Source organism: Aliivibrio sifiae, from assembly GCF_002954715.1.
GTDB classification, from domain to species: Bacteria; Pseudomonadota; Gammaproteobacteria; order Enterobacterales; family Vibrionaceae; genus Aliivibrio; species Aliivibrio sifiae.
On sequence record NZ_MSCP01000002.1, the window covers coordinates 46,469 to 62,140 of the forward strand.

Consider the following 15,672-nt stretch of genomic DNA (forward strand, 5'->3'; position numbering starts at 1 on the left):
AGGTAACAAATGCGTGAATAAAGCGTGTTTTTATCTTTGGTTTTATCGCCAATCCATCAATCCTTGCTAATTTTATAAACGAAAGTGAGGCGTTAATCGCCTCGCTTTTATTATTTATAAACAAGGATGAAATATGATTAATAAAATAAAAATTAATTCGTTAACTATTGCTTTTGTTGGCGCATTATCATCAATGGGTACGCAGGCGCATGGTTGGGTTGAATACCCAAGCGCAAGACAAAATACATGTTATCTTGATGGTGGATTTTGGGATAACACCATTCCAAATCAGGCATGTCAGGCGGCGTATGATGAATCAGGTGCGTTTCCTTTTGTTCAACGTAATGAAGTGGCGGCCAATGTACCAAACTATAAAGACATGGCTCATGTTCAAGCTATTGTCCGTGACGGAAATTTATGTTCAGCAGGCGACAATGCAAAAGCGGGTTTAAGTGTTGGGTCTCCTCATTGGCAAAAAACAGCGATTAGGCTAGATGAAAATAATCAGATTGAACTTATCTTTAATGCGACAGCTCCTCATAACCCTTCTTACTGGCAATTCTATTTATCTAATTCGAATTACGATCCAACCGTTCCATTAACATGGGGTGACTTAGATTTAATTGATACCGCAGGCAATGTGCCTGTAGGGGAAGATAAGAAGTACCGTATTAATATTACTCTTCCTGCGGGTAGAGCAGATTCGGCCATCCTTTATACTCGCTGGCAGCGTGAAGATGCTGCTGGAGAGGGGTTTTATAACTGCAGTGATATTTCATTTGATGGAACGGGGACAACTCCTCCTGGGCCGACTGATCCAGTAGATCCACCACCATCATATTCTGATTTAGGTTATTACATTAGCCAAGGATTTGGGCCAGTAGAATCAGGCGATACGGTTCGATTCAGAACGTTTGATGCGACAGGGGCGGAAACAACAGACATCAGTTTAGCCATTACAGTGAACAATACGACGACATGGTCAGCGGAACTGGCAGGACAATTTAACCAATTGAAAAATAAAGAATGGTTTATTGGTATTTGGCACCAAGAAATGAATCATTATATGTATGACACTAATAATATTTACGCAAATCGAGTGTTTGCACCAAGTGCAAATCTTAGTTATCAACTTTCTTTAATTAAAGTGGATACCACGCCTCCAGTAGAACCACCTGTTGAACCTGAAAATAAGTGGCACAACAATAGTACCTACAATGCAGGAGATAGTGTGACACATCAAGGAAGAACATGGGTTGCTCAGTGGTGGACAAAGGGAGAAGAACCGGGAACAACAGGCGAATGGGGAGTGTGGCGATAACATTTCTGATTAACTATTTAGCACATAAAGCCCTAGATGATTCTGGGGTTTTTATGTAATAAGTGTCACTTATAATTGATATAACGGTTGTTACTTAGCCACTTTCTTTTGAACTGAATATGATGTGCTCACTGATTGATTACCTAATTCAAGGATGGATTTTTATTAAACTAAATGAGAGTACTTATTATGACATTACGATTAAAATCACTTCTAGCAATATCACTTTTATCTTCACCAACTGTTTTTGCTAATTCTTTTGAAGGCCACCGTGTTGGTCTTGGCTTTACGGCGACGGAAGTAGAAGATGTGTGGAGTGGTGAAGATTATTCAGCGAATGGAATGACGTTTGAGTATGGCTATGATATTAACCGCATCGTTGGTGTTAATGTTTCATATAATAAGGGATCTGGTGATGTGTCTTTTATCGACATTGATACCAGCACGTTTAAGATTGATACCGACATTGGTTATACTTTTCAATTAACTGATTTTACGATTAAGCCCTACGGTGCAATTGGATTTTCGAAGTATAAAGAAGAATTTAGCATTGTAGACAATAAGTTAGGTTCATGGAGTGATTCAACCATATTTGTTGGTGTTGGTACAAGAGCGGTGTTCAACAATCATTTTTATACTGATTTACGTGTTGATTTTATGAATTTAGAAGATGAAGGAGAGGATGTATTTGTCGACCAATTCTCTTTTACGGTTGGTTATAAGTTTTAATTAATTCCTCGTTTTTAGCATTATTACAACGTTAAACACCGATATAAAGCTCTAGATTATTCTGGGGCTTTTTTATTGTGTATTAAAACGTCATATTCCTCGACAATGTGATCAAGATCTCTGTATAATCCGCGGCTAGATTTTCTCATTCATCATACTTTCGTCCTTCATCTTTTTGGCTCTCTTAATAGCCTAATCATGACTTGTCAGTAAACCCTAGGAATTATTTCGTTGATACAATCAAACAACATCACAATGCAATTTGGCGCAGAGCCTTTATTTGAAAATATTTCAGCAAAATTTGGCAACGGTAACCGTTACGGTTTGATCGGCGCGAATGGTTGCGGAAAATCAACCTTCATGAAGATTCTAAGTGGTGCATTAACTCCTAGTTCTGGCAACGTATCAATGACGCCGGGACAAAAGTTAGGCGTATTGAGTCAAGATCAGTTTGCGTTTGAGAAATTCAACGTAGTTGATGTTGTTATCATGGGTGATAAGAAACTATGGGAAATCAAACAAGAGCGTGATCGCATTTATTCACTACCAGAAATGAGTGAAGAAGATGGCATGAAAGTAGCCGAGCTTGAAAGCGAATTCGCTGAAATGGACGGTTACAGTGCAGAGAGCCGTGCGGGTGATATCCTAATTCAAGCGGGTATTGATGAAACACTTCATTTTGGCCTAATGCAGCAAGTTGCCCCAGGTTGGAAATTGCGTGTGTTACTAGCGCAAGCATTGTTTGCAAACCCAGATATCTTGCTACTTGATGAACCAACCAACAACTTGGACATTAATACGATTAACTGGTTAGCAGAAGAGCTAAACAAGCGTAAATGTACAATGATCATCATTTCGCACGACAGACACTTCTTAAATTCTGTATGTACGCACATGGCCGATATTGACTACGGTGAATTGCGTATTTACCCTGGTAACTATGAGTACTTCTTAGAAGCATCAAGCCTGATCCGTGATCAGCTATTAGCAGGCAACGCGAAAAAAGAAGCTGAGATCAGTGAGCTACAAGACTTCGTAAACCGCTTTGGTGCTAATGCATCTAAAGCGAAACAAGCAAGTTCACGTGCGAAGAAAATGGACAAAATTTCACTGGATGAAGTGAAATCGTCAAGTCGTATGAGCCCATCAATTAACTTTGGTGAAGGTAAGAAATTGCATCGCCAAGCGTTAGAGCTTGAAAACTTAGGCCATGGTTTTGAAGGCGAAGTGTTATTTGAAGGCGGAAACTTATTACTAGAAGCAGGTACTCGTCTAGCAGTAATCGGTGAAAATGGTGTAGGTAAAACGACATTCTTACGCTGTTTAGTTAATGACCTAGAACAAAACGAAGGTATTGTTAAATGGTCTGAAAATGCGTCTTTTGGTTACTGTCCACAAGATAGCACAGCTGATTTTGATAACGATCTAAGTATCTTTGATTGGATTTCTCAGTGGCGTACAGTTAAGCATGATGACTTGATGGTTCGTGGTATTTTGGGGCGTCTGCTATTCACTGCTGATGATACAAATAAGCAAGCTAAAAACTGTTCTGGTGGTGAGAAAAACCGTCTATTGTTTGGCAAGTTAATGATGCAAGACATCAATGTCCTTGTTATGGATGAACCAACCAACCACATGGATATGGAAGCGATTGAAGCATTGAACGAAGCATTAAAAGTGTACACTGGTACATTAATCTTTGTAAGTCATGACCGTGAGTTTGTTTCTTCTCTAGCGACACAAATTATTGATGTTAAAGATAAGAAAATAGTGAACTTCCAAGGTACTTATGAAGAGTACTTAGATCACCAAGTGAAAATGCTACAGGTTAATATTGCTAAATAAGCGTATTTCTAAGCAGTAAAATATTAAGTATATTTTAAAACGCGAGACTGGTTATCAGCTCGCGTTTTTTATTTCACTCTTTCTGAAAATTGACATCTATGGATACTAGGACAATATCGGCGAAAGCCCATAGCTTGGTGTTAAAATAAGGATTAACGCCATTGTTATTAAAAATAATCCAGCAAAGCATTTAATAAACATAGGAATGATTGCGTTAACATCAAAAGATGCATTGGAATAAAGTTGTATTACTTTTCTTCCTGATACCGTTAAAAAAGCGATTGTTGATGTCGTAATTGCAGTACCGATTGACATCAAAAAAGTACCAATAATACCAATCCAATATAAATGAGTTAAGCTGGAAAAGAACAATACCAAAATAGATCCAGAACAAGGTCTTAAGCCTATACTTAAAATAATCATTAAGTATTCTTTAAGACTTGATGCTGCTGATAATTTTTCCGGATCGGCTGAATGATTATGACCGCATCCACATTGACCATCGTGCTTATCGGGATGAATTGATGAATAAGAAACATAAAACGACTTAATTGCCTTATAAATCAATTGCACACCTAATATTCCCACAACACCACCACTATAAATGGTTAAGTCACTAACGGTGGCATTGAGTTTATGCATTGTTTCCTTCAATACAAAAAGAAATACAGAGACCAAAGTAACAGCAACTATTGCTTGTAAAATGGCTGCGCAAACAGTAATAAAAATACCTGCTTTGAATTTTGTATTACTTGTTGCTAAGTAGGTACTGACAACAACTTTGCCATGTCCTGGTCCCAGAGCATGTAATATCCCATATAAAAAACAGACGCCAAGAATGATTAATTGAGCGTGTTTTCCACCATCATAAAATTGGTCAGTTAAATAATCTAATGACTCTTTCTGCCAGTGAATACTGTTCATTAATATTACTGGCCAAAAATGCCAAAGAGCTAATATCAAAAGAGAAAAAACACTTGAGATGAGTAAGGCTGGCCTAACAATACTTTTTGTATTTGTCTCTATGGTTAATGGTTTTATGTTGTATATCTTCACAATCAACCTTACTAATTAGGTTTACAATTCAATTTGACGCTTTGAGTAAATATTTGTCCTAACTGATAATCAGGATTAGCATCAATAGGCAAAGTCATCGCTCTGTTTATTTGAGCCGTGGTAGGGTGAGGTTTAATTAACTGAACATGGCAACTGGATTTGAGTGTTGTAGCGAATGTGATATCACTTTTAGAACGCCATGACATATCGACATAATAGGTAGGGTCAAAAATTTTTAGAGTAAGCAGTTTGTTATGAAATTCATAAGGTTTTTCAAGACTCAGTGTAAAGGTTAGTTTTGCCTTCCCCTTATATGTCGTTAGTTGTTCGTCATTAACCGATTTGAATGTCATTGGTTTCTGCTCATGGCTTACATTAGTAAAATAGTGAGATTTCCCCATGTTATCGATGACTGATTTTACTAATTTTTTTAATGTTTCTTTTTGATGGAGAGGAGACATATCTTCCCCATCAAATAAATAAGCGGTTGTCATCCTATCGAATGTCCACTGCATTTTAAAACCGGTTAATGTATGATTTTCACCTAACACTTTCGCCTGTAAGTCGACCCATGAATGAGGATGTGCCCAAACGGAGGTTGATACAAAACTAATCAAAAAAAGTGCAAATTTTAGATATATACGGTAATTAAATTTAGTCGACTTTCTCATGACTTCACCTATTTCATTGTGTTAGCAATGATTGTTACATTATGTTCAAATGCTTTGGCATAAGTGTTTGCATCATTGGCATCTGAAAGTGCTTCTGGATACAATTTACCACCTTCTTTAGCCCCTGTGGCTGCACCAATTTGACGAACTAATCTAGGGTCCGCTTGGTCTTCCATGAAGTATGTGTTGATGTCTTCTGCTTTAATTTGAGTGATTAAACTTGCAACCTTTTGCGTACTTGCTTCAGACTCTGTTGAATACCCCTGCGGAGCTAAAAATTCAACGCCATATTCAGCGCCAAAGTACCCAAAGGCATCATGGCTAGTTAGTACTTTTTTCTTTTCCTTCGGAATTGCGTTAAAAGTATCGATTGCCCAGTTATTCAGTTTTGTTAGTTCTGCAATATAGCGGTGACCACGCTCTTTAAAATACTCGGCATCTTGAGGGTCTGCTAAAATTAATGCGTTCATCACATTTGTCGCGTACACAATGCCATTTGCCATACTATTCCATGCATGTGGGTCAACCATTTTTTCACCGTCATCAATCATGCTACGAGTTTGAATTCCGGTCGATGCAGTAATGACTTCACCTTTATAACCCGATGCTTTGACTAACCTTTCCATCCAACCTTCTAGGCCAAAACCACTAATAAAAACAACGTCAGCTTGGTTTAGCGTAATACTGTCTTTAGGGGTAGGGTAAAAAGCATGGGGGTCACTATTAGGACCAATTAACGAGGTAACTTCAACATGCTCGCCACCAACTTGTTTAACAATATCAGCCAATACTGAAAAGCTTGCCACGGTGTTTACTGTTTTTGCCATAGCGGAGCCGCTGCATAGCAAGATTAGTGTCGCGCTGGATATTTTCATTGCTTTTAATACATTCATTACTTTATTTCTCTATCTTATTTATGATCATTGTCTAAACATTCCTTTTTTATTTCCCCACAAAATCGACAGTACAAAAAAGAATGTGGCGGATAAAATAATTGCAGGACCAGCCGGAATAGATTGATACCAAGACCACGTTAACCCAATAATAGAGCTTAAGATCCCGAACATTATAGATAGGAGCATCATATTCATAAGTTTGTCTGTCCAGCATCGTGCAGAGATTGCAGGTAACATCATTAACCCAACCGACATCAATGTACCAAGAACTTGAAAACCGGCAATTAAATTTAAAACAACCAATCCCATGAATAATCCATGTATATACATCGAATAATGAGGAGATCGAATAGAAAAGAAATTGGAATTAAAGGATTCATATACGATAGCCCTATATAAAACCGAAAGGACGACTAAAGTAATACTAACTACGATGCCAATAAAAATGAGTGCGTTATTATCTACCGCTAATAAAGAACCAAATAGAAGATGTAATAGATCAATGCTATTTTTCTTATACGAAACGAGAATAACCCCAAGAGCAAGAGAGCCTAAATACAATCCAGCAAAGGTCGAGTCCTCATTTAAACGAGCCTTTCGGCTAATGACTCCAGATAAAAGGGTTACGACTAACCCTGCGACAAATCCCCCAATGCCCATTGATAACAAAGACATTCCTGAGAATAGATAACCAATAGCGACTCCGGGTAATACGGCATGGGATAGAGCATCTCCCACAAGGCTCATTCTTCTTAATAAAAGAAAAATGCCAAGAGGAGGTAAGCTCAGAGAAAGAATTATGCAGGCAAGAATAGATCGGCGCATAAACCCAAATTGAAGATAGGCATCAAATATATGAATAGACATAAATAAGGTTAATTCTCTTTTTCTACAGTAGGCATTTCATTAAATTCCACGTCATTACAACCAGTGTGACGGTCAAAGCGAATCAAGTGTGTAAAATTATTTTCAACAATCGTACTGTCATGTAATACCGCAATAATTGTTTTCCCTTCTGTATTCAGCTTCATTATTAGTGCTAATAACACTTGTTGTGTTTCTTCATCGATGCCCGTAAATGGTTCATCCATTAGCATAATGGGTAAGTCTTGCACTAGCATTCGGGCAAATAACATTCTTTGAAATTCACCTCCAGATAAAGCGTTAATGCTTACACTTGATAAATGAGCAATCCCAACTTGTTCAAGAGCGGTGAACACGCGAGCTTTATCTGGATACAGCCAATGTGTGATCTTCTTTCTAGGCCAGCAGCCCATTGAGACGACTTCAAAAACATTAATAGGAAAATCATGATCGATATGAGAATGCTGAGGTAACCAAGCGATATTTTGCTTTAGCGTTATTGGGCATGAAATATTCCCTGAAATAGCGGGTAATAATCCGCAAAGAGTTTTAGAGAAAGTGGACTTCCCGCTGCCATTTGGGCCAACGATGGCTGTCAAACTTCCTTGTAATATTTCTCCAGAAATAGAAGATGATATAGGAAGGTTTTGATAGCCAATAACCAAATCTTGAATAATCATCATGCTAGAGAAATAGCCCAAAAAATACCTATCCACACTAATGTAAACAAGGGAAGTAACAACATTATCCGGATGAGACCTGACATTGATAATATGTTTCTATTTATCTGAACGAGTATTTTATGCATTATGTAGACTTCGATATAACCTATTAATTGTTATGTTATAACGTAACAAAATGTAAGTTTTGTTGCAAATATTAATATCAATTAAATAAGCCCGTCATTGGTACATTGTTGTTTTTACTAAATGAATATCTGTATTTAGATGTGTTATTTATAAGGCGTAGAAGTGGTATAATCATCGATTAATTACTCATTTGGAATCTTTTGTGTCCCTTACTCTATCTGCAAATACCGTTGTTGTACTCGATTTTGAAACGACTGGCTTATCACCTAATCAAGGCGATCGCGCTATAGAAATTGGTGCGGTGAAGTTAGAAAATGGTGTCATTGTTGATCGTTTCCAAAAACTGATGAACCCCGGTTTTAGAGTGAGTTCGTTCATTGCGAATTACACTGGTATTACTAATGCTATGCTGGCAGAGGCGGATGATTGTGCAACGGTCATGCATAACTTTGCTGATTTTATTCAAGGGTGTAATTTAGTTGCTCATAATGCCTCGTTTGACCAACGTTTTTTAGATGCTGAGCTTGATGTAATCCAACGAGATTATGATGGGACATTTGCATGTTCATTATTGGTATCAAGACGATTAACTCAAGATGCGCCATCGCATAAGTTGGGAGAATTAGTGGCTTATCACCAAATAGATAACGATGGTGTATTTCACCGAGCATTGGCCGATGCAGAAGTTACTGCATCATTGTGGCAAGTGTTGTTGGATACTTTACAAAGTGATTATTCAATTACAAACCCTGATTTTTCATTAATGCAAAAAATTGCGAAGATGCCAAAAGGATCAATCGATCAATTTTTAAAGAAACAGGGTTAATTAAGGCACTATATCCTATAAACGCTTATGCTTTATTTCAGCATAAGCGTTTTATTTCCAGCCAGAAAGCCAATGTTCTTGGTTTTTTAACTCTTGCCAATCCAAGACTTGTGTTCGTTTTGTCATTACTGCTTCTATCAAACAATGTGTCACTTCATGCTCTTCAAATTCAATCTCTGTAATTAAAAAATGCTTTTCTTTTTTTACTGGATTAACTGCTGTCCATTTGCTGTTTAATAGTTTTTTAGGATTAATTTGATTCATCATCATTCCTCAGGTATTTATTTTTAAGTCATTGTTATGTGGTTTATAAAGCATAGATCAAATAGATTAAGTTCGTGGTTTAGATACAATGATTTTTAATCAAAACTGTATTTCACAATATAAACTGATATTATTGAACAAGTGTTCAGGTTTTTTGAGAGTGATTCATTATGGCAAAAACAGCCAAATTTAATAGAGATGATGTCATAGAGAAGGCGACCAATCTTTATTGGGAAAAGGGATTTCATGCGACTTCAATGCGTAATCTTCAAGATGTGGTTGATATGCGTCCTGGCAGCATTTACGCGACATTTGGTAGCAAAGAAGGCTTATTTAAAGAAGTGTTGCACAAATACACAGAGATAGGTGTTGGGCAAATTGCTGAATGTAAAGCCAGTAGCTCATCCTCTCTTGAAGCACTGAAAAATTTCATCACTTTGATTGTGTTTGAAAGCCAAAAATCGGCTCCAAGTGGCATGTGCATGCTAGCAAAAACGATTGCAGAATTAACTGAAGAGAACGCAGAGCTACTTGTTGAAACGAAAAAAATGCTAACAATCATGGAAGGTCAATTTATTATCTTACTAGAAGAGGCTCAACAGCAGGATGAGGTAAGTAAAGATAAAGATGCAGTTCAATTGGCGCGTTTTGTTCAAGTACAAATTATGGGATTAAGAGCCTACGCGTGCGCTAGTAATGGAGATGCACCATTAAAACAAATGATTGATGATATGTTTACTCTTTTACAAGAACGTATTAATTAATGTTTCGTACCAAGAAAGAATAGAATGTGTTTTTATTAAAACTCTGCCTTTATCTATTGTAAAGGCAGGTGCTTTAATTTTAGTGCAACAAGTGTTTTACCTTTTTTTTTGAGGCAATAACACGGCTTCAAATTGACTCACATCCGTTAAAAAATCACGTAATACGCTATCAACTTTTTCTTTTGTTGCTTTGCTGTTTGCTTCTAAATTCGTAAACATAAGCGCAGGAGTATTTGTTTCTAAGTAGCTGTGTTCCATTGCATTTAATGACCCTGTATTTGATTGTAAATAGTGATCGAACTGCTCAGAGTGCTGTTGTAATTTATAATGCAATATTCTCTCATCTATTCCCTTGTTGCCAATTTCTTTCAACACCTGTTTTGTTAGTATTAAGAGTTCATCAACTCGCTCTGGCGCACACATAAATTTAATTTGGCCTTCTGCTTGTGCATTATTAATGTTTTGCCAAAATTCACTTGTGACAGAGTAAGTACCAGAAGCCTTTTCTCGTAGTGTTAGATGTAATTGCTCTTCGATGATCTCACTAGACAGTCTTAAATAGTAATCGTTAGCGCTTGCCCATTTAAGCGGTTGAGTTAAATAAAGCTCCACCTCTGCACGAGGCTCCCTTAAGAAATATCCCGTGTAACGCTCTTTGGGAGATACAGAAGTCATAAAATAAGGTTCTCTAATTTGTGTTTTGACCTCAATAGAGGCGAGGTAAGTTGCTGCAAACTTCTCCATTTCTTTCGCTGAAATATCACCCACAATAAAATATGTATAATCCGTTTTATTGGTTATGTACTTTTGGTAGGTATGGCTAAGCATACTGGCAGTAAAGTTAGCAATCTCTAGGTTTTTTTCACTGTATGCCGTATCAATATTAGGGTAGCGTAATGAATAAACATTACTCAAAAATTTATGATATCCATCTATTGTATTTTTATACTGTGAGGTTTCGATTTTACTTTGATAGAGAAGGGCTTCAGACACAGGGCTTGAAGCGAGTTTTAAGCGAAATAATTCAAACATGCTTGCTAAGTTATCTTTGTTAGCCCAACCTGAGTAACCTTGTTGATAATCAGCTAATACTGTAGATATCGTAATAGATTTCCCCTGGAATATATGTTGTAAATCTGTTCGTGATATCTCACCAATACCGGTGTCATCGACTAAAATGGTGGCAACCCTTAGTTGATTGTATTCGTCTTTAGGTATTGAGCGTAACCCCCCCTTTGTTAGAGCTCGAAAATAGATTTTATTGGGCTCGGTATTATTGAATTGATAAACTAATTTGCTGCCATTGCTTAAACGATATTCGGTGATGTTATGGCTTTCCCACTCTTTTTCTTTTGTTATAGCCCCTTTTTTTATTGTTATATCAGGCAGAAGTGTGCTTTTTTCGTTCTTTATTCGAAGAGGTTGATATGTCGCTATTACACTTTGCCATAAGGAGGTTAATTGCTCAGCAGACATAACTATTTTTTGTTGGGTCACTGGTTGAGTCGTTAGCAATAATTTAGATTGTGGTTCAATAAATGAAAGGAAGGCATTGTTTATATCTTCCACTGTTATTTCATTTAAGAAGCGTTTTTCAAGCTCATAAATTTTTCTTTTATTACGGTACAATTCGCCATTATTTGCTGAATAAAGGAATTGTTCAACAAGATCAATACTGTCTGTTTTATTTGTCTTTGTTATTTCGTTGACGTCTTTTAATTGAGCAATCTTATTACTCACTTCTTTTGAGTTAAAACCTTGTTGTTTTAGCTGAGCAAGAAAGGTGATTAGATCTTTTGTTGCTTCATCATAATTATCTTTTAATAATTGGAGAGTAAATATCGATTGAATTGTTTCTTTTCCCGCTAGTGTTATATCGAAATTAACTGAATTAATTGAGCTAGATTCTATTTTCCTTAATTCTTGTAAACGTTGATTTAATAAAAGCGTCGCAATTCTTTTTGTTAAGTTTTCTTTATAGCGAGCATCGCAGTCTTCTGGTTGGTAATGAGAAAAAAAGCTTAATTCAATCGTTGGAAACGAGATCCCTTGTTCTGATACTGTTGCCGTTCGCCATTCATTCTTGATAGGTACACTGTAATTAATTGGGTCTAATGCTTTTTGTGGTCTTGGAATGCTCCCTAGTTTTTGCTTAATAAGTTGTTTAACGTCTGTAGCATTTATATCCCCAACAACGATAATTGACATGTTATCTGGGCGATACCATTTTTTATAAAATTCAATAAGCTGTTGCTTTGACATGGTCTCTATTGAGTGTGGATTACCAAGAATCGATCGCATTACATATTGAGAATCCGCCATTTCAATCGCAATTTTCTTATTGTGTAATCGTGTTATTGGACCTAAATAAGCACGCCATTCTTCTAAAATAATGCCTCGTTCGTTATTCAGTTCCTCATTCGAGATTGTGATATTACTTGTCCAATCAGAAATAATGTTTAACGCGAGATCTAACGTTTTTTTATCATTATTAGGAAGGTTCAATGTATAGATTGTATTTTCGTAATAAGTCGCGGCATTGACATCAATATTTGATGTAATACCAATGTTCTCTAGCTCTGTAAAAAGGCTGTGCTTTGGGTAATTTTTGGTTCCGTTAAAAGCCATATGTTCAAGAAAATGAGCAGTCCCTTGTTGATCATCCTCTTCATTGAGTGCTCCCGCTTTAACCAATAACCGGATATATACTTTTGACTTTGGAGTGTGGTTTTCAGCAAGATAATAAGTTAATCCATTATTAAGCTCTCCGATATCAATATGTGGGATAACCTTTGGTTTCGAAATATACTTATTGGTTTGATTTAAAATAGTAAGAGATGATAGATCAGATGTATTTTTATCCGAATTTTTTATAGGCTCTGCATGTATATTTAATATCAAAAAAAGCAAGAATGGTACGATGAGAATAATGATGTTTTTTAATCGAAACATAATTAGTTAACCTAAGTGATTATTATTATTCGTCATTCTAACAATAAAATATTTATGCGAGCAATATCACAAAACCAGTGATTCAGTGTGTGTATTATTTAAATTATGGTGATTTTTGTTTTTACTTTGTAATCACATCGTTACTGATGTAATCGTTGGAAAAGTAAGATTGTAGTGATACCAGTAGGTAAATGATAATTAATACTATTTGAGTTTATACTCTAAGTCATTATTAACATTAACAATTATCAAACAAATATTTTTTCAGGAAAATATGTTTTTTATAAAAGAAAGTAAAATTAAAGATGTTTTATTGGATTTGTTATATTTATTGACCAATTAAAATCGCAATAGATTAATTGCTCCTATTGCGATTCTTTAATTCAACTACGAATTTTTACTTCCATTTAAACTTTTCAAATGCACTATCTAATGGTGTTTTTGCAATGTGATTTGTATAGTTACTCATTACTTTTTGAGCCATCCCCAAAACAATTTCTAACAATTGTTGTTGAGTAAATCCAGCATCAAAGAAAGCCTGCATTTCTGTTTGAGAAAGCTCACCACGGTTACGCACCATTAAGAGTGTTGTTGCGTGCAATACTTGCAGTTTTTCTGTTGGCATTACTTCTCGATTACGGAGTGCTTCCGTTATTGCTGAATCGACTTTCATCATATGTGCAATGCCAGTATGAGCAGGAACACAATAAGTACAATTGTGTTCTACGTTAATGGTTTGCCAAACAACCGTTAACTCATCTGCATTGAACGATGACTCAGTAAATAATTTATGTAGGGTTTGGTAGCCTTCAAGTAGCCCCGGAGCTTCTGCCATAATGGCATGAAGGTTAGGAAGCATTCCATTTGCCTTAAATGAATTCTCTAAGATTGGTTGGCTTTTAGCTGGTGCTGACTCAATGGTATGAATAGTAAATGCAGTCATGATTTTTTCCTTAATCATTATAGTTATTGAATGTGTCATTGTGTAGATAGAGAAAACTATAATTTATTTTGAACGACTGTTCAATTATTTATTTGAACAGTCGTTCATTTTATTTGTAATTTTATTTTATCTATTTGATAAGTAATAGTTTTAAGAGTGAAAATTATTTATACAAGGATAAAGGAGGTTTTGGTTTGAGGTTTACTTGGAATTTAGATGGTTTTTACTAATATTTTAAATTTCTTGTTATTGCTTTCTTCAACTTTCTACATTAATCAATTTTTTTTATCGTAATCACAAGGCAAACTTGTTTTACATGAATAAAAGTGAGGCCTATTTTATATGTTTGAGCTGCTATAGAGAGCAAATATCTCTGTTGTAATAAAGTCAGAGTAAAATAATTGCTACCAAGATCTTAAAACGATAAAAAGAAGCTCAAATTGAAAAAGTATTATTGCTATTTATCCAATAGAAAGTGCTAGTATTCTCGCACTTAAATGGGAAGCGAAAAGGCAATGAATTCAGTTGTATAAAGAGTGTTTACCATTGATGTACAGTGGCACATAAATAACGTTATGGATGGCGTTAGTATGATCAATGGTAAACAATCTACCATATGTATGGAGCAACAAATGAGTGAGCAAATTCTCACACTATCACAATTAGGCTGGCGTCCTTATTTTCAACAACAACTGACTCTAGATGATTTAACCGAGTTTCAAACGGGTCGAATTATTGAACAACACCGAAGCAGTATTATTGTTTTGAGTGAGAAAGGTCAAGTGAGTTTATTACCACCATCGGGTGATGATCGTGTTTGTGTGGGTGATTGGGTATTGTTTGATGAAAATCTACGAATTCAACGTGTACTGGATAGACAATCTTTGTTTGATCGTAAAGCTCCAGGATCAAAAGTCGCAACGCAATTGATTGCCGCGAATGTTGATAATGTCATGATTGTCTGTTCATTGAATAACGACTTTAATTTAAGCCGTATTGAGCGTTACCTTGCTATTGCAAAAGAAGCAGAAGTTGAGCCAGTGATTATCTTAACGAAAGCGGACCTGTGTGACGATGTGGATGATAAGCAAGACCAAGTTCAAAAGCTGAATCGTATGATGAGTGTTTACAGTGTAAATGCGCTTGATATGAATGATCTGGTTGCTTTACATAGTTACTGTAAAAATGGTCAAACTATCGCTTTCTTAGGCTCATCAGGTGTAGGTAAATCGACACTTGTAAATGGACTGCTTGGGTTTGAAGCATTGAAAACTGGAGATATCCGTGAAGATGACAGTAAAGGCCGACACACGACAACGCATCGAGCATTAAAATTGATGCCTCAAGGTGGTCTATTGATGGATACCCCTGGAATGCGTGAGCTTCAACTTAGTGATTGCGAGCAAGGCGTAAATGCTACTTTTAGTGAGATTACCGATCTTGCTGAAAAATGTCGCTTTGGTGATTGTTCTCATATTTCAGAACCTGGTTGTGCGGTTTTAAAAGCGGTTGAATCAGGTCAACTTGAAGAACGCCGTTTAGTTAGCTTTCAAAAATTAATGAGAGAGCAAGCGATTAATGGTGCGAGTGTGGCTGAACAACGAGCAAAAGATAAAGCGTTTGGCAAAATGGTTCATGGTGCTATCGCTGATGCCCGTAGCCGTAAAAAAGAATATGAAACGAGTGCTTATTAATACCAGAGCATAAGTTTAAATAAAAACCGCCCGTCTTT

General features: G+C 36.3%; 14 protein-coding genes. 6 read left to right on the forward strand and 8 right to left on the reverse strand.

Annotation, left to right across the window (positions count from 1 at the left end):
* The first annotated feature begins 133 nt into the window (after positions 1-133).
* The 3 genes from BTO23_RS11525 (at position 134) to BTO23_RS11535 (ending at position 3,895) form a co-directional block, all read left to right on the forward strand.
* The gene (locus tag BTO23_RS11525) at positions 134-1,321 is read left to right on the forward strand and encodes a lytic polysaccharide monooxygenase (RefSeq protein WP_061012260.1); all 1,188 of its coding nucleotides are present in this window, start codon (positions 134-136) and stop codon (positions 1,319-1,321) included.
* Positions 1,322-1,510: 189 nt separating this feature from the next.
* Positions 1,511-2,050, forward strand: coding sequence for a porin family protein (locus BTO23_RS11530; protein WP_060991901.1), 540 nt, complete (start codon positions 1,511-1,513; stop codon positions 2,048-2,050).
* 231 nt (positions 2,051-2,281) lie between these two features.
* Complete coding sequence (locus BTO23_RS11535; protein WP_105063570.1) at positions 2,282-3,895, forward strand: ABC-F family ATPase; 1,614 nt, start codon at positions 2,282-2,284, stop codon at positions 3,893-3,895.
* 105 nt (positions 3,896-4,000) lie between these two features.
* On the opposite strand, the gene BTO23_RS11540 is transcribed toward BTO23_RS11535, so the two are convergent.
* Genes BTO23_RS11540 through BTO23_RS11560 form a run of 5 tightly spaced genes read right to left on the reverse strand, consistent with a single transcriptional unit; the run spans position 4,001 to position 8,065 of the window.
* Positions 4,001-4,951: a nickel/cobalt transporter gene (locus BTO23_RS11540; protein WP_146107792.1), complete on the reverse strand. Its 951-nt coding sequence runs from the start codon at positions 4,949-4,951 to the stop codon at positions 4,001-4,003.
* A gap of 11 nt (positions 4,952-4,962) precedes the next feature.
* Entirely contained in the window at positions 4,963-5,622 is a 660-nt protein-coding gene (locus BTO23_RS11545) for a DUF1007 family protein (protein ID WP_105063571.1), read from the reverse strand.
* Between the two features lie 8 nt (positions 5,623-5,630).
* The gene (locus BTO23_RS11550; RefSeq protein ID WP_061003294.1) at positions 5,631-6,515 is read right to left on the reverse strand and encodes a metal ABC transporter solute-binding protein, Zn/Mn family; all 885 of its coding nucleotides are present in this window, start codon (positions 6,513-6,515) and stop codon (positions 5,631-5,633) included.
* A 27-nt stretch (positions 6,516-6,542) separates the two neighbouring features.
* Positions 6,543-7,385, reverse strand: coding sequence for a metal ABC transporter permease (locus tag BTO23_RS11555; protein ID WP_105063572.1), 843 nt, complete (start codon positions 7,383-7,385; stop codon positions 6,543-6,545).
* 8 nt (positions 7,386-7,393) lie between these two features.
* Positions 7,394-8,065 (reverse strand): metal ABC transporter ATP-binding protein, encoded by a 672-nt coding sequence (locus BTO23_RS11560; RefSeq protein WP_061003298.1) that lies wholly within the window; start codon positions 8,063-8,065, stop codon positions 7,394-7,396.
* Between the two features lie 328 nt (positions 8,066-8,393).
* Between BTO23_RS11560 and BTO23_RS11565 the strand changes: the two genes are divergently transcribed.
* The gene (locus BTO23_RS11565) at positions 8,394-9,017 is read left to right on the forward strand and encodes a 3'-5' exonuclease (RefSeq protein WP_060991908.1); all 624 of its coding nucleotides are present in this window, start codon (positions 8,394-8,396) and stop codon (positions 9,015-9,017) included.
* A gap of 51 nt (positions 9,018-9,068) precedes the next feature.
* Here the strand turns inward: BTO23_RS11565 and BTO23_RS11570 are convergent, their stop codons facing one another.
* Positions 9,069-9,281 (reverse strand): TIGR02450 family Trp-rich protein, encoded by a 213-nt coding sequence (locus tag BTO23_RS11570; RefSeq protein WP_061003299.1) that lies wholly within the window; start codon positions 9,279-9,281, stop codon positions 9,069-9,071.
* A gap of 170 nt (positions 9,282-9,451) precedes the next feature.
* Between BTO23_RS11570 and BTO23_RS11575 the strand changes: the two genes are divergently transcribed.
* A complete protein-coding gene (locus BTO23_RS11575; protein WP_061003301.1) occupies positions 9,452-10,045 on the forward strand; it encodes a TetR/AcrR family transcriptional regulator in 594 nt (197 codons plus the stop codon).
* A 96-nt stretch (positions 10,046-10,141) separates the two neighbouring features.
* Here the strand turns inward: BTO23_RS11575 and BTO23_RS11580 are convergent, their stop codons facing one another.
* Complete coding sequence (locus BTO23_RS11580; RefSeq protein ID WP_061003303.1) at positions 10,142-12,997, reverse strand: M16 family metallopeptidase; 2,856 nt, start codon at positions 12,995-12,997, stop codon at positions 10,142-10,144.
* A 397-nt stretch (positions 12,998-13,394) separates the two neighbouring features.
* A complete protein-coding gene (locus BTO23_RS11585; protein ID WP_060991912.1) occupies positions 13,395-13,940 on the reverse strand; it encodes a carboxymuconolactone decarboxylase family protein in 546 nt (181 codons plus the stop codon).
* A 632-nt stretch (positions 13,941-14,572) separates the two neighbouring features.
* Here BTO23_RS11585 and rsgA point away from each other — a divergent pair.
* On the forward strand, positions 14,573-15,634 hold the full coding sequence (gene rsgA / locus BTO23_RS11590) for a ribosome small subunit-dependent GTPase A (protein ID WP_060992367.1): 1,062 nt from the start codon (positions 14,573-14,575) through the stop codon (positions 15,632-15,634).
* The last annotated feature ends 38 nt before the right edge of the window (positions 15,635-15,672 follow it).